A 19,789-nucleotide genomic window follows, 5' to 3' on the forward strand; every position below is an offset into this window, starting at 1 on the left:
GTTATTTATGATACGGCTCGTGATGCAAAATCCGAAAGCCGCGATAAATCTGTTCCAGTAAAATAACGCGCATGAGCGTATGAGGGAAGGTCATGCGCGAAAAGGACAGCTGCTTCCCCAGGGCTTTGATCTTCGGCGCCAGCCCGTCACTTCCACCGATGAGAAACGTAATGGCCGATCCGCCCTCCACTGCCCAGCGGTCAAGCTGCGTTGCAAATGAAACGCTGTCCTGCTGTTTTCCTTCAATACAAAGAGAAACGATACAGCTCTGTTTGGGCAGCACTTTCAGAATACGCTCCGCCTCTTTTTCCAGCGCCTGCTCGATTTCTTTTGCACTCGCTTTTTCCGGTCGTGGTTGTTCCGGAACTTCCACGATACGAAGCGTCGCATACGGACGCAGCCGTTTGCAGTATTCGGCAACCGCCTGCGCATAAAACGGCTCCTTCACCGTACCGACGGCAAGAATGGTGATATTCATCCCTGCGCTCCTTCGGCAAGGCCCGACAGTTGCGGCGCACCGGCTCTGTCGGCGTCCGGCTCCGCGATCTGCGCCTTGTCCGGCAAGCGTCCCGCCTTTCCGGCCGAGAAAAAGCCCGACGGGGCGGATCGTGGCGCAACAGACACGTGCACCTGGCTTCCCACGGCAAAGCCATTTTCTGTAAGCAACCGCGATACCGTGTGCAAGCAGCATTCCTCCGTATTGTTGTTGATGGACATGTGTGCCAAAAGAACCTGTTCCCCACGCCCTTCGAGCCACTCGCACAAGACCTCACCTGCTTGCCGATTGGAAAGATGCCCCACTTCCGAGGCAATGCGTTTTTTCGACCAGAACGAATACGGCCCGTGACGAAGCAACAGATCCTCGTAATTCGCTTCCAAATAATAAATATCCGCTCCGCGCATCGCATTCATCATGTACGAGTCAACAATGCCGGTATCGGTCAAAACAGCGATTTTTTCTTCCCCGCAACGAATAGCATACCCGACGGGGTCGGCACAGTCGTGATGGATGGGAACCGGCAAAATGGTCATATCCTGAATTTGGAAAGGCTGTTTATTGCGAAAGACGACATGATCGCGGTCGCGATGCCGTCCTACCTTCTTTTCCATCGCGCGCCACGTATTCTCATTGGCATAGATGGGAAGGTGATAGCGCCTGGTGAGCACGCCGAGGCCCGCAATATGATCCGAATGCTCATGCGTCACCAAAATCGCATCCAGTTTTTTCGGATGCACGCCAGCCGCGCGCAACAACTGCTCTATTCGTTTTGCACTGTATCCGGCATCAATAAGAACGGTCGCATGGTCCGATTGGATCAATACGCTGTTTCCGCTTGAGCCGGACGCCAGAGAACATAGTCTCATTCGTCCTTCTTTCTGCTTTGTAATATCGGAATCATTGTATCATACGGTGCAGCTATTCCCTTCAGCAAGTTTATTTCAGTTCCTTTTCATTCTCTTCTATACTCGGTAAAGTGCACTTAAAAGGCTCAGGAATTACGTTCGTCAGTTGATATTCTGAGATCCCGATAGGCGCTTTGCTGCTCTCAGAGGCATACTTCGCCAACACATTATCTTTGGTTTTGTAAATTAATGTCGATGGTTCGAAGCTATTAGTCTCTATCAGTCACAAAAGCCCCGAGCGTTTTCCAATTGGGAACACGTTCGGAGCTTTTGCATATGACCTAAATTACATCCTGTCGCTACTTATAGTAGAACTTAAATGTTCAAAAATATCAACGCCCTTAAAATAATTTGTCAGTCTGAGATTTTCACTATATTCTGATGTCAGTTTAATTGCTATCGTTTTTTTATTCGAAGGCCGTTGCCTTTTAACGTCAAATCAAGAACAACCGCTATGACAAGCACAGCCCCCTCGACGACGAACTGATAGACTGTTCCAATGCCCAACAGGTTCATACCATTGGAAAGATTACCGAGAATCAACGCGCCAATCAGCGTCCCGATCAGCGAGCCCTGACCGCCTAACAAACTTGTTCCTCCAAGGATAATCGCAACGATGATTTCAAACTCAATTCCGGAAGTACTGAGGTTGGGGTCGCCAGAATTGATACGTGAGGACATCAGAATGCCGACGAATGCAGACATGAGTGCCGTTAGAATATAAAGCGTGCAACGTACTGTGTTGACCTTAATGCCCGACAGACGCGCCGTTTCGATGTTGCCTCCAATCGCGTAGGCATATTTCCCAAGCAAGGTACGGTTCAAGAGAATATAATATACCACAAAAACTACTACAGCGATTACCAGCATTAGCGGAAACGGCCCCACATAGCGGTTAACCCATCCGAAATTGTCAGGAAGTCCCTGCACAATCGCATAACTGTTGCTGATTGCATACGCTAGGCCCTTGGTGATATACCATGTTCCCAGCGTTGCGATCATTGGAGGCACGTTTGCCATCACAACCAGAAGACCGCTGAACGATCCTGCAGCGACGCCAATAAGAAGCGATAGTAGTGCAGCTGGCACAATACTAACGCCAGAAACGCAAAGCTTAGCGAAAACAACAGAAGTTAATGCGATCACCCCCGCAGGAGATAGATCCATTCCACCAGAAATCATCAACATCGTCGCCGCACAGGCAATTATGATTAGCGTACTCTCCTGACGTACAATGTTGATTAGGTTGCTAAATGTAAAATATTTATCGCTAATACATGAAAGGATAACCATAATCAACACCAAAATTAAGAACGTCACCATGCGTTGCTTCATTTGTGTATTTGTTTTAAGCTTTTTCATCGGTATTTACTCCCATAGCGTATAGCATCACACGTTCTTCCGTTAGCTCATCACTTGTTAGGATTTTCGCGACATGGCCGTCTCGCATAACTACAATCCGGTTGCTGAGATTAATGATCTCAATCAAGTCAGACGAAACCACAATTACCCCCATTCCCTGCCGCGCAAGGCGGTTAATCAATTGATAGATATCCGCCTTTGCCCCAACATCAATTCCCTGCGTCGGTTCATCTAGCAAAAGAACCCGCGGTGAAATAGACAACCATTTTGAAACAACGACCTTTTGCTGATTCCCACCAGAGAGGTTTCCTACCTCCTGCATCGCAGACGGCGTTTTAATGCGTAGGTCGTCGATATAGTGCCGAGTAATTGCGTCGTCATCCGCCTTCTTCAGAAATCCGTATTTTGCATTTAGCTGTGAATACAATAAGGTGATATTATCCTTTACAGTCAGACAGCTTACGATCCCCTGTCGTTTCCGATCCTCTGGTAGCAGCCCAATGCCGCTCCGGATCGCATCCATCGGTGAGGATAAAGACAGTTCATTTTCTTCCAGAACGATCTTACCTCCGTACAGCTTATCCGCTGCGAATATCGCGCGCAAAACCTCTGTGCGCCCGGAACCGACAAGGCCAGCAAGCCCGATCACCTCTCCCTCATGCAGTGCAAAGCTTACGCCGTCAATTTTCTCTGTGGTTAAATTTTCGACTCGTAGTAATTCTTTGCCGATCGGACGATGCTTATTTGGATATACATCACCAAGCTCACGGCCAACCATCTTTACGATCAGTTGCTGAGGATTGATAGATGACAAGTCCCACGTTCCGACATATCCTCCATCTTTAAGTACCGTAACCCGATCGCCGATACGGTAAATCTCCTCCATTCGATGCGAGATATATACCACCGTAATACCACTGTCGCGCAGGCTACATATGATCTGAAACAGTGTGTGAACCTCCTGCTCATTCAGCATTGCTGTCGGCTCGTCAAGAACGATCAACCTTGCCTTTTTTGATAGTGCCTTTGCGATCATTACCATTTGCTTTTGCGCAATGGAAAGTGTTTCCATCAACGCAGTTGGCTCAATCTCCAGCCCAACCTGATTTAGAAACGGGCGAACAAACTCAATGTTTTTCTTTTGCTGATTGAATCCGCATCTGCTGTTCTCCGCGCCAAGAACAATGTTGTCCGCAATGGAGAGTTTGTCCACATTGGTCACATCCTGGTAAACAACAGCTATTCCTTTTGCAGCAGCCTGAGCTGGCGTTTCGATCCGGACAGGCTGTCCATCTATTCGAAGCTCCCCGTTGTCAATGCTGTATGCTCCGCAAAGGATCTTAATCAGTGTCGATTTTCCCGCTCCATTTTCACCAACGAGGCAATGTACCTCCCCCTCACGAACAGAGAACGATACGTCTTTCAAGGCAACGACCGGCCCAAACTGTTTGCGAACACGATAAAATTCCAATAAAACAGGGCCATTCATCATAAATATCGGAGCATTTTCTCCGCCACCTAAGAATTAATATAGAAACGTCACTACCTGAGCAGTGTCCGTACGACGAAAGCACTACAATATAACCGCATAACGCAGAGCACTTGCATTTTTTGCAACTCAGATGAGATCCACATATTCGAGTAGCAGAGAGCAGTCCGAAGCGAACGCAGATCGCTTCGGACTGCTAAATGGGATAACTCGTATATTACTCAAAGTTCTCTTTGACCCAAGAATCTGCCGTCTCCTTTGTGACCGAAATGATCTCAAGAGACTGCGGAGAATCCGTTTTTGCAGAAATCTCTCCGCGAATAACTCGCATTACAAGATCCCATGCCGTCTCGGCCATAATGCGCGGAGAGTTGCCCGCAACCGCCTTCAGAGCAGAATCTGGATTCTTCAGCTCTGCGCAATCGGCCTCTGTTCCGTCAACGCTGGCAACAAGAGAATCTGCAGATGTGCCGCGATTGATCTCACGCAGTGCATCCAGAGCACCGAGTGCGCTGTCGGCGTTTATTCCAAACACCACGTTAATTTCAGGATGTGCCTGCAGCATATCCTCGCAGGCTGCCAGAGATAACGATCGTGAACCACCGCCATCCACAGATTGAACGACTTCAAAATCTGGGTAGACGGAACGAAAACCCTCCATAAAGCCGTCAACGCGCAATTTGCAAACCGGCGCAGCGTACAAGTCAACTGCACCGCCGATAGGCTTCATATCTGGATGATTTTCTTTCCAATACTTCGCCGCTGCAGTACCAGCGACTCGGCCAAACTCGGAATGATCTGTAACGACCCGCGGGCATTCCACACCCTCTGGGCTGATGTTATAGGTCACGACAGGAATTCCCGCGTCCTGGAGCGTTTTAACATGGACACCTAGAGTTGAACCCTCCAAACCGCAAGTAATAACTCCATCCGGTTTCATGGCGACGATATCGTCGATAACATTAGCAAACGTCGTAACGTCGTTGTTCAGATCCATGATCGTCAGATCGACGTTTGCTTCCTTTGCAAGTCGCTCAAAAGTGTGTTCAACATTGGACCAGAAGTTAATCTGTTGGGACTGGATGGTAGCAACAATGCGCAAGCGCTTTTCTCCGCCGGTACTCGTCTCGGACTCTTTCTGCGTATCCTTGCTCCCGCTCGGTGCGGAACCACAGGCAGCCATTCCCAAGAGCAGGCAGACGCAAAGCAAAAAAGTAATCAGTTTTTTCATTTTATCTCATCCTTTCAGTTTCCCATTTTCGTCAAGTTTGAATTCGCGTTTGGGATAAACATAGTATTTCTCAACTGTAGGAACCGGCTCCGGATCAAGAAGTACGCCATTTTTCACGAGAGTCTTCTGAAGCTTTCCAATGTCCACATGACGGGCATTTACGTCTTCTTGGATGCTGAGCGCAGAGGCTGTGCCGGCGGCTTCGCCGGTTGCCATGGAAATTGCGGAGCATAAGATGGAACTCGATGCATCACTCTCTGCGGAAACGCATTTTCCCCCAACCAAAAGGTTTTCAACAGGCGATTTGGGAACGACTACGCCAAACGGTACGCCGTAGTATTCGCCGGGTGTCAGATAGTACAGGAAATTCTGTCCCCCCATCTCGGGACTATGAAGATCAATACCGTAGGCGGTGATGGCAATACGGTCGTCCGGCATCTGACGCTTAAGGATCATTTCCTGCGTCATGCTTTTTTCACCAACCAGTGACGGCTGCGCAAGTGAGCCAAGCGTTGGCGCTGTATCGATAATATATGCGTCTTCAAAGCCGATCCAGTGTTCCTTCAGGTATTGCAGAACTTCCTGGCACTGGCTTCGGCATTCAATCGTTCCCTTTGTATAATCCTCCGCACTGTTATCACTGCCGATATAGCGGGTCATCTCCACACGAAATTCTCCTTCTCGGAGCAGCGGGAAGAAATTCACCGCACCGTAAGGAATCTCGTTTACATTCGGTTTGTAGGACGGAACAACATTCTTGACGTTTCCCACCCGAAACATCAACGTCATAGAACCCTTGCTTCCGACACCACTGCATTCCGCACCCGCCATTTGTGCGACAGCAGCAGTACCAGTACAGTCGACGACACGCTTTGCTAAAATGACTTGACGTCCAGAGCGATTTTCGATTACACCGCCGATAACCTTGTTACCTTCCTTCAGAACTTCGGTAAATTGTGTGTAAAAATATACCTTCACTCCGTATTTTGCCATCAACTCATCGGCAGAGAGTTTAAACGCCTCGGGGTCCCACGGAGTGATTTGTAGATCGTTCTCACAGCGAGAAGTATCGAACGGATAATATTTATTTGAGCGGATTAAATCATATCCACGAATTGCGCCGCCTTTTTCGACCATGCGAGTGACCAGCTTGTCAAAAACGCCCTTGATCAGGATCTTGTCACCTGAGATCGCTACACCAGCCTCGCAGTTCGTGACATAACCATTCGTTAGCAAACCGCCAAGCGCGCCGAAGTACTCCACAAGTGCGACCGAGGCTCCGCACTGTGCGGCCCCGATAGACGCTCCAATTCCCGCCGCTCCTCCGCCTACGACCAGTACATCAACCTCAGCGATCACAGGACAGTTTTTTGCAGGAATATTTACTGTTTTCATCGTATCCTCCTTAATTAGTTCTAATACGTGAATATGTATTTGTCACACTTCTTCTGTTCAGAACGGCATTTCGACTCTACCAGTGCACCTTATTTACGCAAAGCCTCGTGCACCCTTTTGTCGACAATCTATCCAAGTGGATTGAGGGAAATCGTCTTCCCGTTGGTTGCACTACTCTTAACCTCGCTCGTCGGAACAAATGTACAATGGTCATGGCGTCATATCCACTCTAGGCCGTTGATATTATTCCGTCTTTTCGATGCTACAATCGACGCCTCTCTCGAGCAACTATACTATCTCGCTCTCAAAACAGTTCCTTTCATCGACAGACGCCACATGTAAATTTTCATTTTATGCTGATTTGACCATAACTCTGTTACCGGCCAATCTCCGACGACAGCCCAAACATCTACTTCTTCAAACACGCTACTTCTATGCTTCATAACATCTGGCAGTCTGTCCATTTTTTACGCCTCCTTTCCTTTTCCAGTTTTTATTAATCAAATACGTAATCGATTAACATTGTTGTTATGATCAAATTACCATAGTTGTTCTTCCTTGTCAATTTCAAAAACGCCTCTTTTATTGATTTATTATCGATAATATCAGCATTCTTTTCATGTTCATCTTGACAATCAATTTCTTTACCTGATATAGTAAATACAATCGTTTACGCCTCTATGTTTCAAATGTTTACAGCTGCTAATAAATGCGTGAAGACAACTAAACCTGATGAGTTGGGGGCAACAGAGCCTTATGAGAGCAAAAAGAAAACAGCCTAATATTTCAGACGTTGCGCGCGCAGCGGGTGTCTCAACTGCAACAGTATCACATGCACTCAACGGTACTCGCGCTGTTTCCGAGCATTCAAAAGCGCTCGTTATGAAGGCCATCAAGGACCTCCAGTACACACCAAATGCTTTTGCTCGCAGCTTTCGTACAGGAAAGAAGAACATTATAGGCTTTATTGTTCCGGATATTTCAAACCAATTTTTCGCCCGCTTGATCGAAGCTGTTGAAAAAACCGTTTCAGCTGAGGATTATCACCTGATCATTGCAAACACACGTGAGAACAAAGAGCGAGAGTTGCAACATTTGCGCTATTTAACTTCTGGAGTTGTTGACGGAATCTTACTGGCATCCACCATGGAGCAGTACTGCGAATTTTCCGCTGTTCTTCCAGAATCCTTTCCTACAGTTCTTGTAGACCGCAATGTGGACGAAGCTCCGTTCTCCTCCGTGACGGTATCTGCATATCAATCCGTATATCGAAGCATTGTTGCGCTAATTGAACAAGGACAACAGCGAATTGGTTTTATTACAGGATTAAGCCGCTTGAGCACCTCGCAAGAACGTCTTTCGGCATATCGCCAAGCCATGTCAGATTTCGGACTTACGATCGAAAAAGATTTTATTCAATATGGAGATTCCATGGAACGCAGCGCCTGGATAAGTGCCAAACATCTTCTGAAAAAAAACTGCACTGCAATTGTGGCCTCCAATGGCTTGATGGGTACTACCGTCTATCATTGTCTGCACCAATGCGGTGTGGAAATCGGGCGAGATGTTGAACTAGTCTGCTTTTCAGATTTCGACTCCCCTCTTCTAGAATCATCGCCAGTGCGTTTGGTAGCGCAGCCGGTTGATGAACTCGGTAAAATAGCAGGCGAAGAAATTTTGTGCCGTATCAAAGATCACACTGCTGAGAAAAAGCAAATCCTCCTCAGCAGCGTCTATCTGGGCGCACTGTCGCGCCATAACCCATAAAAGGAGCTTATTATGCGTTTACACTGCATTGAATTGCCTGTCCCCGCACTCGATGTGGCGGGACGCTGGCTGGAATCTGTCCTCCATTTTCTTCCTGTCGGTGATGGCAGGCTCTTTGTCTGCGGAAATTGCCGCCTACGCTTGGTCGCGATAAAGGATAGTCTTCCTTTTTCTGCACCGGACGAGACTGTCGGAATCGAGCACATTGCCCTTGAGACTCCTGATGCTGAGGCCTTGCTACGCGATCTGCTTTCAAAAGGTCTTCCTCTTGAACACGACAACGGCCTTCCCTTTTTTTCTCCAAAGGTTTTTGGCACAGGTACAAAATATTTTAATCTGATCGCTCCCTTCGGAACAAAATTTGAGTTTTGTCAGCGACTTGACAAGACATATCCATTTTCTTCACCGCAAATCCTCGGGTTGGAACATATCGGTCTTTCCGTGCGAGATTTTGATTCCTCCCTAGAATATTATCTCGCACTTGGATTTTCTCCCTGTTTTTCACCTATCGAAAACGATACAACCCGAGGCCGTGTGCAATGTGTCTTTTTGCATGGCCCAGCACCTATAGAGTTGTACTGCTTTGAGGGTGCTGAGTCCTTTCCAGCCGCAGCCGCCATGCGTTCTGCTCGGCTGATATTTCGCGGTGATGCTGATCGCCATCTCATAGGTGCAAATGGCGAACATCTCCTTTGCGAAGCGGTTCCGAAATTTGACATTATTGCGCTCGGTGAATCATTGATCGACTTTGTTCCTGGCAGTGAACAAAACCCTGATAAGCTGTCATACGTTGGCGCTCCTGGCGGTGCGCCAAGCAACGTACTGACCGCCGCTTCACGTCTCGATCTGCAAGTCGCCTTTATCGGAAAAGTTGGTGACGACGTTTTTGGTAAAATGATTTGTCATTCCATGAAGCAAAACAATATTTGCACAGATGGCCTCCTTTTTAGCGAGGACGAGCCAACAACTCTGGCGTTTGTTTCCCTTGATGAGCACGGAGATCGTTCTTTTAGCTTCTACCGGAAATACAGTGCCGATTGCATGCTTCGCACAGATGAGCTACCACTGCCTCTCCTATCACAAGCAAACATTTTCCATTTTGGTTCGGTATCCATGACAGCTGAACCTGCTTGTTCCGCTACTCTGGACGCCGTGAAATGCGCAAAAGCAAAAGGCGCAACGATTGCGTTTGACCCTAATCTCCGTCTTCCTCTTTGGCCAAACACGGATGCTGCTCATCGCGCCATTTTCGAGGGGCTGGAATACGCTGATCTCGTCAAGCTCTCTGAAGAAGAGCTCGAATTCCTGACAAAGCATTCCGATCATGAGGCCGGAATGCGTGAACTAATGGAGCGATACCGCCTTCGAATTCTTGTCGTTACGCTCGGCGCCGACGGCTGCCTCTGCTTATGCAGAGGAGGTCTCCTCTTACGACAGCACACCATTCCAGTCACCGTCATAGATACCACCGGTACCGGGGATGCCTTCTGGGGAACTTTCCTTTCAGAACTTCTACTTTGCGATAGCGTCAACAAAATTCCTGATCCAAAAGTCTTACAACATATTCTTGGTGTTTCCTGCGTGGCTGGTTCGTTGACTGCAACCGCTTTTGGAGCAATCCCCGCCATGCCGGTTCCTTCCGAGCTCCATTCAGGAATGCTTCAGCTTTTTGAGCAGTAGCAGATCTCTTTGCTATGAAGTTTCTATATTATAGTGATATCGTCCTCTTGTTGCGTCTACACGGACAAAATGGTATTATTTCCGTGTGATAACAACAAGAGGAGAAAGAAGTCGAATTATCAGTCTAAAATTGAATCGTATTTGCAAAAAAACAATGGGTTGATCTCTTCTTCGTATTGCAAAAGTCGCGGCATTCCAACCGTCTATCTGACCCGATTGCACAGAAGAGGAAAGCTGCTCCGCCTGACAAAAGGACTTTATGGGTTGCCGGATGGCGGATATGATGAGCTCTTCGTTTTTCAACATCGTTATAAAAGCACGATCTTTTCCTATGAAACTGCTCTTTTCCTGTTGGGCGAAAGCGACCGGATTCCGCAGAGTATCGATGTCACGGTAGCCAATAGCTACAAATTTAATGAACCCCCGGCAAATCTGCTGATTCATTATGTAGATCCAAAAATTATTTCTCTCGGTGTCCAATCTGTTCAAACGATGTTTGGTAATTCGGTCAAGGCCTACAGCTATGAGCGTGTACTTTGTGATTTCATCGCGAATAAAGATAAAGTAGATGCCGAAAGTTATGTTAAAACGATTCAAGGCTATGCAAAGTATCAAAATAGAGATGTTCATCACCTTTGGGAGATTGCGCATGCCTTGGGCATTGAAAATCGTGTACGAAATATCTTGGAGCTGATTTATGAATAAAGCAAATGTTCTCGCTCTTTGTCATAAGGTTGAGCAAAAAACAGGCCTTAGTTTCAATACGGTTCTGCTCTATTATTTTCTGGAAAGTATCTTAAAGCGTTTAACGGATGGGGAAAACAAGGATTCCTTTCGTCAAATGGTATCGCTTGATATCGCCATGGTGGATGTCATTACTCCTCTTTTTTGACGAGATGGAGCGCATACATCAAGAAAAATCGATATATTGGCGACCTCTCTATTGCAGAAATTGTTGAAGGTTCAGTGAATTTGCTTGTATTAATGGAAGAATGCGAGGACGAAAGTGTAGAAGAATAAAAAAGTTTCGAACGAGCTTCTGTCGCGATTTTCCCATTTCCTTCCCTTTCCGCTATAATAGAGCCCGAGGGAGTAGCTTGTGAATATCGAATCGTCAACCCGACATCCTAATGTTCGGTTCGAGACCTGTATAAACAGGTAAGCGAGACTCAGCGCAGTTTTCCGGCGCAAATGGCATTTTGCCCGCGCGATGGGAAGTTTCGAAGAGAAGAACAATAACCGAACACAAAGGAGGTACCATGGAGTGGTATCAAAAGTCCACCGAAGAGGTGGAAAAGGAGCTTAAAACCAGCCAAACGAAGGGTCTTGCACTGCGAGAGATCCCCGGGCGCCTCGAAAAATACGGGCCAAACAAGCTGAAGGAAGCGGAGAAAACGTCGCTGATCGAAAAACTCATCAACCAGCTGAAAGATCCTCTCGTACTCATTCTGATTGCCGCAGCGATCATTTCCGCCCTCACCGATTCCGGCATTGAAGCCGTCATTATTATTGCGATCGTCGTTTTGAATGCGATTTTGTCCATCTATCAAGAGGGGAAGGCGGAAGATTCCGTCGCCGCCCTGCAAAAAATGAGCTCTCCCAACGCCAAAGCCATTCGCGACGGGCAATTGGTCAGCGTCAAAGCCGAAGAACTCGTTCCGGGCGATTTGGTGCTGTTGGAAACGGGCGATATTGTTCCCGCAGACCTGCGACTGATCGAATCCTCCAACTTGCAAATTGATGAATCCTCCTTTACCGGAGAATCCGTTGCTGCCGAAAAACAAGCGAAATCGCTGTTTTCGGAGGAGCGCGGTATTGGCGACCGTGAGAATTTAGCCTTTTCTTCGACCATCGTCACGTATGGCCACGGCCGCGGCATTGTCACGACGACAGGTCACGATACGGAAATCGGTCAAATTGCCGATACCATTCAGTCGTATGAAGAAGAAGCTTCTCCCTTACAGAAAAAACTCAATCAGCTCTCCGGGGTATTGGGGCGCATGGTACTTGCCGTTTCCGCCTTTGTGTTTGTGCTAGGGCTTATCAGCGGTGAACAGCCTTTACGCATCGCCATGACGGCGGTGTCGCTCGGCGTGGCAGCCATTCCCGAAGGTATGACGGCCGTTGTCACAATTGTGCTTTCCATCGGCATGAAGCGCATGGCGAACCGAAATGCCATTGTCAAAAAACTCTTGTCCGTCGAAACGCTCGGTACGACAACTGTCATCTGCTCCGATAAAACCGGAACCTTGACGCAAAATGAGATGACCGTCACCAAGATTTTCGCCAACGGCCGCGATCTGGAAGTGACGGGCATCGGCTATTCGCCTGTTGGCGATCTGCTTTTCAACGGTGAAAAAATCACGACCGAAGACGATCGCATGCTAGAAACTCTCATCGTGATCGCTGCCTCCGCCAACGATGCCAAAATCGTGCCGGACGAACAGAAGGGCAACACCACCATCGGAGATCCGACGGAAGGCGCCCTTTTGACCATGGCACACAAAGCCGGCATCGTTCCGGAAGAGCTCGCCGCCCGCAGTCCGCGTGTGGACGAAATTCCCTTTGATTCCTCGCGCAAGATGATGACCACCTTCAACGAGAATTACTTTGAGAATGCCATCGCTTCCTTTACAAAAGGAGCGCCGGACATTGTTATCAACTACTGCAACCGCATTCTTTTGGACGGCAAAGAACAGCCACTTACCCCGGAAATCCGCCAGGAACTCTTGGCCAAGAACTCCGAATATGCCCGCCATGCTCTGCGCTGCCTAGCGTATGCCTATCGCAGCTGGGAAGAATTGCCGGAAAAAGAAAGACAGACACCGGAAAACGTCGAACGGGATATGGTCTTTGTCGGGCTGACCGGCATGATTGACCCGCCGCGTTCCGAGGCCAAAGCCGCCATTGCGGAAACCCGATCCGCCGGCATTACGACCATGATGATCACAGGTGACTATTTGGAGACCGCCTATGCTATCGGAAAAGACTTGGGCATTGCGGATCACGAATCCCAAGCCATCATGGGGGCGGAACTCAACGACAAGAGCGAAGAGGAAATCCGGGAAATCGTCAAAGAAAAGCGCATTTTTGCTCGCGTCTCGCCGCAGAATAAGGTACAAATCGTCGATGCATTAAAGGCAAACGGCGAAATCACCGCCATGACGGGCGACGGCGTCAACGATGCACCGGCGATTAAGCGCGCCGACATCGGGGTTTCGATGGGAATCACCGGCACGGATGTCGCGAAAAACACGGCGGAAGTCATTTTAACCGACGATAACTTTGCAACCATTGTGAATGCGGTGGAAGAAGGGCGCATCATCTACGCCAACATCAAAAAATTCGTCAACTTTCTGCTTTCTTGCAACATTGGAGAGGTGATTGTGGTCGCTGCCGCTATGATTATTGACCTCATTCTGGTATTCTCTAACAGTGGCTTTCGCTTTCCGACGCCGCTTTCTCCGATCATGCTGTTATGGCTGAATCTGGTAACCGATTCGTTGCCGGCGCTGGCTTTGGGCATGGAACCGGGTGAAAAGGGCGTGATGAACGAGAAGCCGCGCGATCCGGCGGAAGCCATCATCGGCAAGAAGGAAATGTCCTCGATTATCGTGCAGGCGATAGCGATCGGGGTGGCGACGTTGGCCGCCTTCGCAATTGGCTATTTCTACTTTGGCCACGGACTCAGCGGCGAAGCGAAATTAGCGGAAGGACGCACCATGACGTTTGCGACCCTCATCTTGGCGGAACTCTTCCGTGCTATGGCCGCGCGATCGGAAACGCAAACTATGGGCGAAATTGGCTGGTTCTCCAACAAGTCCATGAATATGGCGATCCTCATCGGCGTATTTCTGCTGTTGATCGTACTCTACATTCCCTTCCTCGCCTCGCTCTTCCATGTGTCGTTCATGACGCTTAAGGAATGGGTGCCGACACTGGTATTGGCCACCATCCCCTTCTTGGCGACCGAGATTCATCAGGGAATGCGAGAGAAAAAGTGATTCTTCGCCCGGTTCTTTCCGACGAAGAAAAATTCGTTACAAAAGCGGCATCGCCGCAGGATTGACGAAAGGAGTTATCATGAAAAAAGTAGCGTTGATCATGGGCAGCGACAGCGATTTGCCCATCATGGAAAAAGCGGTAGACATCCTGAAAGAATTGGAAATTCCCTTTGCAGTACACGTCTATTCTGCGCACCGCACGCCACAAGAAGCACGTGATTTTGCGGTACATGCCAAAGAAAACGGCTTCGGGGTGCTCATCTGTGCGGCAGGCATGGCAGCGCATCTGGCCGGTGCGTTTGCGGCAAATACCACGCTTCCGGTCATCGGCATTCCCTGCACATCGCAGGCCCTGGACGGTATGGACGCCCTGCTTTCAACGGTTATGATGCCCTCCGGCATTCCGGTCGCGACAGTTGCGATCAACGGGTCGAAAAACGCTGCGCTCCTGGCCGCACAAATTCTTGCGCTCAGTGATGAAGCGCTCGACAAGCGTCTGGAAGAAAAGCGCGCAAAAGATGCCGAAAATGTCCGGGAAAAAGATCGCAAAATTTCTGCCCGCTTCGCTGAAAAATAAGCATTTGCCGCTTGGCCGCCTTCGGGCAGACCTGCGGCAATTTTGTTTCCCCGTCTGTTGAGCACCGTGATATGGTGCAAGGTGTAATGTACAAGGTAATGGTACAGTATAAATAAGGAGGATACCCATGGAAAAATTGGAACAGCTCTACGAAGGAAAAGCGAAAAAAGTGTACGCTACGGACGAAAGTGACAAGGTCATCGTGTCGTATAAGGACGATGCCACGGCCGGAGACGGCGCAAAACGCGGCACCATCGTTGGAAAGGGTGCCATCAACAACCGTATGACCAACTTCCTCATGCAACTGTTGGAAAAAGAAGGTGTGCCCACACACTTCGTTAAAGAGCTCGATGATCGCAATACCGTGGTGAAAAAAGTCGAGATCGTCCCACTGGAAGTCATTATTCGCAACATTTCCGCCGGCTCCTTTGCGAAACGCTATGGTGTCGAGGAAGGCATTGTTTTCGACAAGCCGACGCTGGAATTTTCCCTGAAGGATGATGACCTGCATGATCCGCTGATTAACCGCTATCATGTGCTGGCCTTAAAGCTCGCCACCGAAGAGGAACTGAACCGCATCGCCGAGATGGCATTTAAGGTCAATGACACGCTCAAAGCCTATTTCAAGAAGCTCAACGTCAAGTTGGTGGACTTTAAATTGGAATTTGGTCGTACCGCCGACGGTTCCATCGTTTTAGCCGATGAAATCTCGCCGGATACCTGCCGTTTCTGGGATGCCGAGACCAATGAAAAGCTCGATAAGGATCGCTTCCGCCGTGATATGGGCGGTGTCGAAGATGCCTATAAAGAAATGATGCATCGCGTATTCGGCGAACAGGCCTAACATCCCCTGCGGACGGCCTCATGGCCGTCTGCTTGCAACGAACCCACGAACGAAGTGAAGGAGTAACTATGGGCGGTTTTTTTGGCGTTGCCTCCCGGCGAGACGCCCTGGTCGATGTGTTTTATGGCACCGACTACCATTCGCATCTCGGTACACACCGTGCCGGCATGGCCGGCTATGACAAGGAGATCGGGCTGCAACGGGAAATTCATGACATTGAAAATTCTCCGTTTCGTACCCGCTTTGAATCCATCTTCGATGAGATGAAGGCGACGTCCGCGATCGGCTGCATCAGTGATTACGATCCGCAACCGCTTTTGATCCGATCGAAATTCGGCACCTTTGCCCTCTGTTTCATCGGCATAATCAATAATAAAGAGGAACTGATTAAAGAATACCTCTCGAAACCCGGCGCACATTTTGACGCCATGACCAATGGCCAGGTCAACAGCGTGGAACTCATCGCTGCCATGATGGCGGAAGAGGATTCCTATATCGACGGCATCCGCGCTGTACAACGACGTATCGAAGGAACGGCGTCGCTGCTGCTTTTAAAGGACGACGGCACCATCTTAGCCGCTCGCGATTACTACGGACGCCTTCCTGTCTTTGTAGGCGAAAACGCCGATGGCCACTGCGTCTCGTTTGAGCCCTTCCCTTATCACAAGTTGGGCTATCAAACGGTAAAAGAGCTGGGTCCGGGCGAAGCGGTGGAAATTACGCCCACCGGCTTCAAAACCGTTCTGGAGGCGCAAGAAGAGATGAAAATCTGTGCCTTTCTCTGGACGTATTACGGCTATGCCAATTCCTCTTATGAAGGCGAAGGCGTCGAAAAATCCCGTTACCGCAACGGCGAAATTCTGGCGGAAAACGACCGGAAAAACAACGGGATTCCCGATATTGACTTTGTCGGCGGCGTGCCGGATTCCGGCTTGGCATACGGACAGGGCTATGCCTACGAAAGCGGCGTTCCCTTCGGTCGTCCGATGCTGAAATACACGCCGACCTGGTCGCGTTCGTTTACACCCTCGCGCCAATCGGAGCGAAACCGCGTCGCCCACATGAAACAGTTGCCCATTACGGACTATATCGACGACAAGAAGCTGCTCATTGTGGATGATTCCATCGTGCGCGGCACGCAACTGCGCGAAACGGTCGATTTTCTCTACAGGAACGGCGCAAAATGCGTTCACATGCGCTCCGCATCGCCTCCGATTCTCTTCAGCTGCAAATACTTGAACTTTTCGCGCACCAACAACGAGATGGAACTGCTCACTCGTCGCATCATCCTGCAGCTGGAAGGCGAGGAAGGCTTTAACCATCTTGACGAATATCGCGACGGCACCACCGAACGCGGGCGCGCCATGCGTGATAAGATTGCCGAACAATTTCATTTTTCCTCGTTGGAATACCAGACGCTGGAAGGAACCATCGAAGCCATTGGGCTTCCGCGCTGCCAACTGTGCACCTATTGCTGGAATGGAGAAGAATAATGGATGAGATGAATCGACAGTCCTCTTCCGAAGCCTATAAAGAAGCGGGCGTAGATATTACCGCCGGCTATCGCGCGGTAGAGTTAATGAAGGAGCATATTGCACGCACAACAACGCCGGGCGTGCTCTCCGGCATCGGCGGATTCGGCGGACTCTTTGCTCCGGACATCGCCGGCATGGAAAAGCCGATTCTCGTCAGCGGCACCGACGGCGTGGGCACCAAGCTCAAGTATGCTTTTTTGCTGGATAAACACGACACCATCGGCATCGACTGCGTCGCCATGTGTGTCAACGATATTTTATGTAGCGGCGCTGTACCGCTGTTTTTCCTCGACTATATCGCCTGTGGAAAGAATGACCCGGAACGCATCGCCCAAATCGTAAAAGGCGTCGCGGAAGGCTGCGTCCAATCCGGATGCGCCTTGATTGGCGGCGAAACGGCGGAAATGCCCGGCTTCTACCCGGAAGACGAGTATGATTTGGCCGGCTTTGCCGTGGGTCTTGTCGATGAAAAGGACATGATTGACAAAAACAACGTCAAGGAAGGAGATCAGCTTATTGCCCTACCTTCTTCCGGTGTACATTCCAACGGCTTTTCGCTCGTGCGTAAAATCCTAGACGGCAATAAAAACACCGACTGGACGACCCGTTATTCCACGCTCGACGGCAAAACGCTCGGCGAAGCACTTTTAGAGCCGACACGCATCTATGTAAAGCCCGTGCTCTCGCTCATGAAGCAGGTAAAGGTGAAAAGCATGGCCCACATCACCGGCGGCGGTTTCTATGAAAACATTCCGCGTGCCCTTCCGGACGGTCTCGGCGCCAACATCGACCGCGCCGCGCTTCGTCTTCCCTTCCTCTTCCGCTTCATCCAAGAAGCCGGAAAAATCACGACACACGATATGTACAACACCTTTAATATGGGCGTCGGTTTCGTGCTCGTCGTATCGAAAGAAGATCTGCCTACCGCACTCGAAATCCTGCAGGAAGAAGGCGAAGAAGCCTATCGTCTCGGCGAAGTGGTATCCTCACCGGAGAGGGTGATTCTATGACCGGCGCACCTTCCTGCGTTCCCGTTGCGGTCTTTGTATCGGGTGGCGGCACCAATTTACAGGCGCTTCTCGATGCCCAGGCCGCCGGAAAGCTTGCCCCGGCAAAGATTTGTCTCGTACTTTCCGATCAGCCGGATGTCTATGCGTTGGAGCGGGCAAAAAATTCGAACATTCCTACCGCGGTCTTTTCTGCTAAAGATCTTCCCGGCGATGCCTGGGAGGAAGCGGTTTTAAAAGCCTTACAGGACGCGGATATTGCACTGATTGCATTAGCCGGCTTTTTGCGTGTGCTCTCGCCGCGCCTGATTGAGGCTTATCCCGATCGCATCGTGAACATTCACCCAGCACTACTGCCTTCGTTTGGTGGGCGCGGGTATTACGGCTTGCACGTACACGAAGCCGTGCTTGCAAATCGCCAACAGGTTACCGGCGCAACGGTACATTTTGTGACAGCCGAAGCGGATGCCGGCCCGATTCTGGCACAACACGCCGTGGAAATTCACGAAGATGACACACCGGAAACGCTGCAACGCCGCGTTATGGAACAGGCCGAATGGCGTCTGCTGCCGGCAGTGGTTCATGCGCTTGCCGTGCGCTTAATACAGAACTTGCCGGAAGAAGCCGTTTGTGCGCCTCTTTCCGAAGCGGAAAAAGCGCCCTTCTTTGTCGCTGGTACGGCAGAGGCACAAGTCCCTGCGCAAGCCGGCTCCCAAGTGGGAAACGAGGCACCATCGCTGGCCTCTCTGGTCGACGGCAATCCCTATCCGGGACGCGGCATTGCGCTCGCGCATGGCCCGCACGGCGAACGCCTGGTAGCCTATTTCATCATGGGAAGAAGCACGAACAGCCAAAATCGCATCTTTGTGCAGCGGGACGGCGATCTTTACACGCAAGCCCATGATCCGGCCCTTGTGGAAGATCCCCGTCTCATTATCTATCGCGCACTGTCTCACACGGTATATCGCGAACAGCCCGTGACTGTGGTCACCAACGGAGACCAGACGGATACCATACTGGATGGCTTGGCCCAAGGGATGTCCTTCGACGAGGCTTTACAATGCCGTCGGTTCGAGCCGGATGCGCCCCATTATACGCCGCGCATATCCGGTTTGCTTGATACCGACGGTATGCAGCTTTCCATCTGGAAGGCCTTGAACGCAAGCGGACAACAGGCCGGCTACTACGCCTTCCGGTACGAAAAAGAGCCCGGATTCGGGCGCTTTCTCTCCACCTATGTGACCGACGCTAATCCGCTGCCGAGCTTTCAGGGAGAACCGTTGCGCTTCTCCTGGGATGGCGACGCCGAGGCGTTCGCGGACCATCTCTGGAACGCATTGGATGCCCAGAACCGCATTGCACTCTATGTGGAAGTGCAAACCGCAAACGGTATCCAAACCATTCAAAAGAGTCGCTTTTCCGAAACGTTGTGAGCTGCAGGCGCTTCTTCCTTTCCCGGAAGCACTTGGATTTGCGGCGTTTCTTCATTGTCAC

The 19,789-nt window shown here is 49.9% G+C and carries 17 protein-coding genes; 10 read left to right on the plus strand and 7 right to left on the minus strand.

Annotated elements, in window-relative coordinates:
* Position 1: 1 nt before the first annotated feature.
* The 7 genes from rlmH to FXY30_RS07525 form a co-directional block, all read right to left on the minus strand.
* Positions 2-478, minus strand: coding sequence for a 23S rRNA (pseudouridine(1915)-N(3))-methyltransferase RlmH (rlmH, locus tag FXY30_RS00810; RefSeq protein WP_071704937.1), 477 nt, complete (start codon positions 476-478; stop codon positions 2-4).
* Positions 475-1,365: an MBL fold metallo-hydrolase gene (locus FXY30_RS00815; protein ID WP_071704938.1), complete on the minus strand. Its 891-nt coding sequence runs from the start codon at positions 1,363-1,365 to the stop codon at positions 475-477. The genes rlmH and FXY30_RS00815 overlap by 4 nt, the downstream gene beginning before the upstream one ends.
* 435 nt (positions 1,366-1,800) lie before the next feature.
* Positions 1,801-2,766, minus strand: a complete 966-nt coding sequence (locus FXY30_RS00825; RefSeq protein WP_071704939.1) for an ABC transporter permease — start codon at positions 2,764-2,766, stop codon at positions 1,801-1,803.
* Complete coding sequence (locus FXY30_RS00830) at positions 2,753-4,192, minus strand: sugar ABC transporter ATP-binding protein (protein ID WP_162272147.1); 1,440 nt, start codon at positions 4,190-4,192, stop codon at positions 2,753-2,755. The genes FXY30_RS00825 and FXY30_RS00830 overlap by 14 nt, the downstream gene beginning before the upstream one ends.
* 280 nt (positions 4,193-4,472) lie before the next feature.
* Positions 4,473-5,486, minus strand: coding sequence for a sugar ABC transporter substrate-binding protein (locus FXY30_RS00835; protein ID WP_071704940.1), 1,014 nt, complete (start codon positions 5,484-5,486; stop codon positions 4,473-4,475).
* A 6-nt stretch (positions 5,487-5,492) separates the two neighbouring features.
* A complete protein-coding gene (locus FXY30_RS00840) occupies positions 5,493-6,881 on the minus strand; it encodes an FAD-dependent oxidoreductase (RefSeq protein ID WP_071704941.1) in 1,389 nt (462 codons plus the stop codon).
* Positions 6,882-7,174: 293 nt separating this feature from the next.
* Positions 7,175-7,345, minus strand: a complete 171-nt coding sequence (locus FXY30_RS07525; protein ID WP_157885016.1) for a hypothetical protein — start codon at positions 7,343-7,345, stop codon at positions 7,175-7,177.
* A 292-nt stretch (positions 7,346-7,637) separates the two neighbouring features.
* Here FXY30_RS07525 and FXY30_RS00845 point away from each other — a divergent pair, with 292 nt between their 5' ends.
* The 10 genes from FXY30_RS00845 (at position 7,638) to purN (ending at position 19,728) form a co-directional block, all read left to right on the plus strand.
* Positions 7,638-8,648 (plus strand): LacI family DNA-binding transcriptional regulator, encoded by a 1,011-nt coding sequence (locus tag FXY30_RS00845; protein ID WP_071704942.1) that lies wholly within the window; start codon positions 7,638-7,640, stop codon positions 8,646-8,648.
* Positions 8,649-8,660: 12 nt separating this feature from the next.
* Positions 8,661-10,328, plus strand: a complete 1,668-nt coding sequence (locus FXY30_RS00850; protein WP_083428128.1) for a PfkB family carbohydrate kinase — start codon at positions 8,661-8,663, stop codon at positions 10,326-10,328.
* A gap of 69 nt (positions 10,329-10,397) precedes the next feature.
* Positions 10,398-11,033, plus strand: coding sequence for a type IV toxin-antitoxin system AbiEi family antitoxin domain-containing protein (locus tag FXY30_RS00855; protein WP_071704943.1), 636 nt, complete (start codon positions 10,398-10,400; stop codon positions 11,031-11,033).
* Positions 11,026-11,220, plus strand: coding sequence for a hypothetical protein (locus FXY30_RS07580; RefSeq protein ID WP_071704944.1), 195 nt, complete (start codon positions 11,026-11,028; stop codon positions 11,218-11,220). The genes FXY30_RS00855 and FXY30_RS07580 overlap by 8 nt, the downstream gene beginning before the upstream one ends.
* A gap of 367 nt (positions 11,221-11,587) precedes the next feature.
* Entirely contained in the window at positions 11,588-14,332 is a 2,745-nt protein-coding gene (locus FXY30_RS00865; protein ID WP_071704945.1) for a cation-translocating P-type ATPase, read from the plus strand.
* Between the two features lie 79 nt (positions 14,333-14,411).
* Positions 14,412-14,909, plus strand: a complete 498-nt coding sequence (purE, locus tag FXY30_RS00870) for a 5-(carboxyamino)imidazole ribonucleotide mutase (RefSeq protein WP_071704946.1) — start codon at positions 14,412-14,414, stop codon at positions 14,907-14,909.
* A 127-nt stretch (positions 14,910-15,036) separates the two neighbouring features.
* A complete protein-coding gene (gene purC / locus FXY30_RS00875; protein WP_071704947.1) occupies positions 15,037-15,753 on the plus strand; it encodes a phosphoribosylaminoimidazolesuccinocarboxamide synthase in 717 nt (238 codons plus the stop codon).
* A 68-nt stretch (positions 15,754-15,821) separates the two neighbouring features.
* Positions 15,822-17,246 (plus strand): amidophosphoribosyltransferase, encoded by a 1,425-nt coding sequence (locus FXY30_RS00880; RefSeq protein ID WP_071704948.1) that lies wholly within the window; start codon positions 15,822-15,824, stop codon positions 17,244-17,246.
* Positions 17,246-18,298 (plus strand): phosphoribosylformylglycinamidine cyclo-ligase, encoded by a 1,053-nt coding sequence (gene purM / locus FXY30_RS00885; protein ID WP_083428129.1) that lies wholly within the window; start codon positions 17,246-17,248, stop codon positions 18,296-18,298. The genes FXY30_RS00880 and purM overlap by 1 nt, the downstream gene beginning before the upstream one ends.
* Positions 18,295-19,728, plus strand: a complete 1,434-nt coding sequence (purN, locus tag FXY30_RS07585) for a phosphoribosylglycinamide formyltransferase (protein WP_071704949.1) — start codon at positions 18,295-18,297, stop codon at positions 19,726-19,728. The genes purM and purN overlap by 4 nt, the downstream gene beginning before the upstream one ends.
* The last annotated feature ends 61 nt before the right edge of the window (positions 19,729-19,789 follow it).

Source organism: Murdochiella vaginalis, from assembly GCF_902381775.1.
GTDB lineage: Bacteria > Bacillota > Clostridia > Tissierellales > Peptoniphilaceae > Murdochiella > Murdochiella vaginalis.

Excerpts from the sequence above, each read along its gene's own strand:
- rlmH (WP_071704937.1), bottom strand. The coding sequence starts at position 478 with ATGAATATCACCATTCTTGCCGTCGGTACGGTGAAGGAGCCGTTTTAT.
- FXY30_RS00815 (WP_071704938.1), bottom strand. The coding sequence starts at position 1,365 with ATGAGACTATGTTCTCTGGCGTCCGGCTCAAGCGGAAACAGCGTATTG.
- FXY30_RS00825 (WP_071704939.1), bottom strand. The coding sequence starts at position 2,766 with ATGAAAAAGCTTAAAACAAATACACAAATGAAGCAACGCATGGTGACG.
- FXY30_RS00835 (WP_071704940.1), bottom strand. The coding sequence starts at position 5,486 with ATGAAAAAACTGATTACTTTTTTGCTTTGCGTCTGCCTGCTCTTGGGA.
- FXY30_RS00840 (WP_071704941.1), bottom strand. The coding sequence starts at position 6,881 with ATGAAAACAGTAAATATTCCTGCAAAAAACTGTCCTGTGATCGCTGAG.
- FXY30_RS07525 (WP_157885016.1), bottom strand. The coding sequence starts at position 7,345 with ATGGACAGACTGCCAGATGTTATGAAGCATAGAAGTAGCGTGTTTGAA.
- FXY30_RS00845 (WP_071704942.1), top strand. The coding sequence starts at position 7,638 with ATGAGAGCAAAAAGAAAACAGCCTAATATTTCAGACGTTGCGCGCGCA.
- FXY30_RS00850 (WP_083428128.1), top strand. The coding sequence starts at position 8,661 with ATGCGTTTACACTGCATTGAATTGCCTGTCCCCGCACTCGATGTGGCG.
- FXY30_RS00855 (WP_071704943.1), top strand. The coding sequence starts at position 10,398 with ATGGTATTATTTCCGTGTGATAACAACAAGAGGAGAAAGAAGTCGAAT.
- FXY30_RS07580 (WP_071704944.1), top strand. The coding sequence starts at position 11,026 with ATGAATAAAGCAAATGTTCTCGCTCTTTGTCATAAGGTTGAGCAAAAA.
- FXY30_RS00865 (WP_071704945.1), top strand. The coding sequence starts at position 11,588 with ATGGAGTGGTATCAAAAGTCCACCGAAGAGGTGGAAAAGGAGCTTAAA.
- purE (WP_071704946.1), top strand. The coding sequence starts at position 14,412 with ATGAAAAAAGTAGCGTTGATCATGGGCAGCGACAGCGATTTGCCCATC.
- purC (WP_071704947.1), top strand. The coding sequence starts at position 15,037 with ATGGAAAAATTGGAACAGCTCTACGAAGGAAAAGCGAAAAAAGTGTAC.
- FXY30_RS00880 (WP_071704948.1), top strand. The coding sequence starts at position 15,822 with ATGGGCGGTTTTTTTGGCGTTGCCTCCCGGCGAGACGCCCTGGTCGAT.
- purM (WP_083428129.1), top strand. The coding sequence starts at position 17,246 with ATGGATGAGATGAATCGACAGTCCTCTTCCGAAGCCTATAAAGAAGCG.
- purN (WP_071704949.1), top strand. The coding sequence starts at position 18,295 with ATGACCGGCGCACCTTCCTGCGTTCCCGTTGCGGTCTTTGTATCGGGT.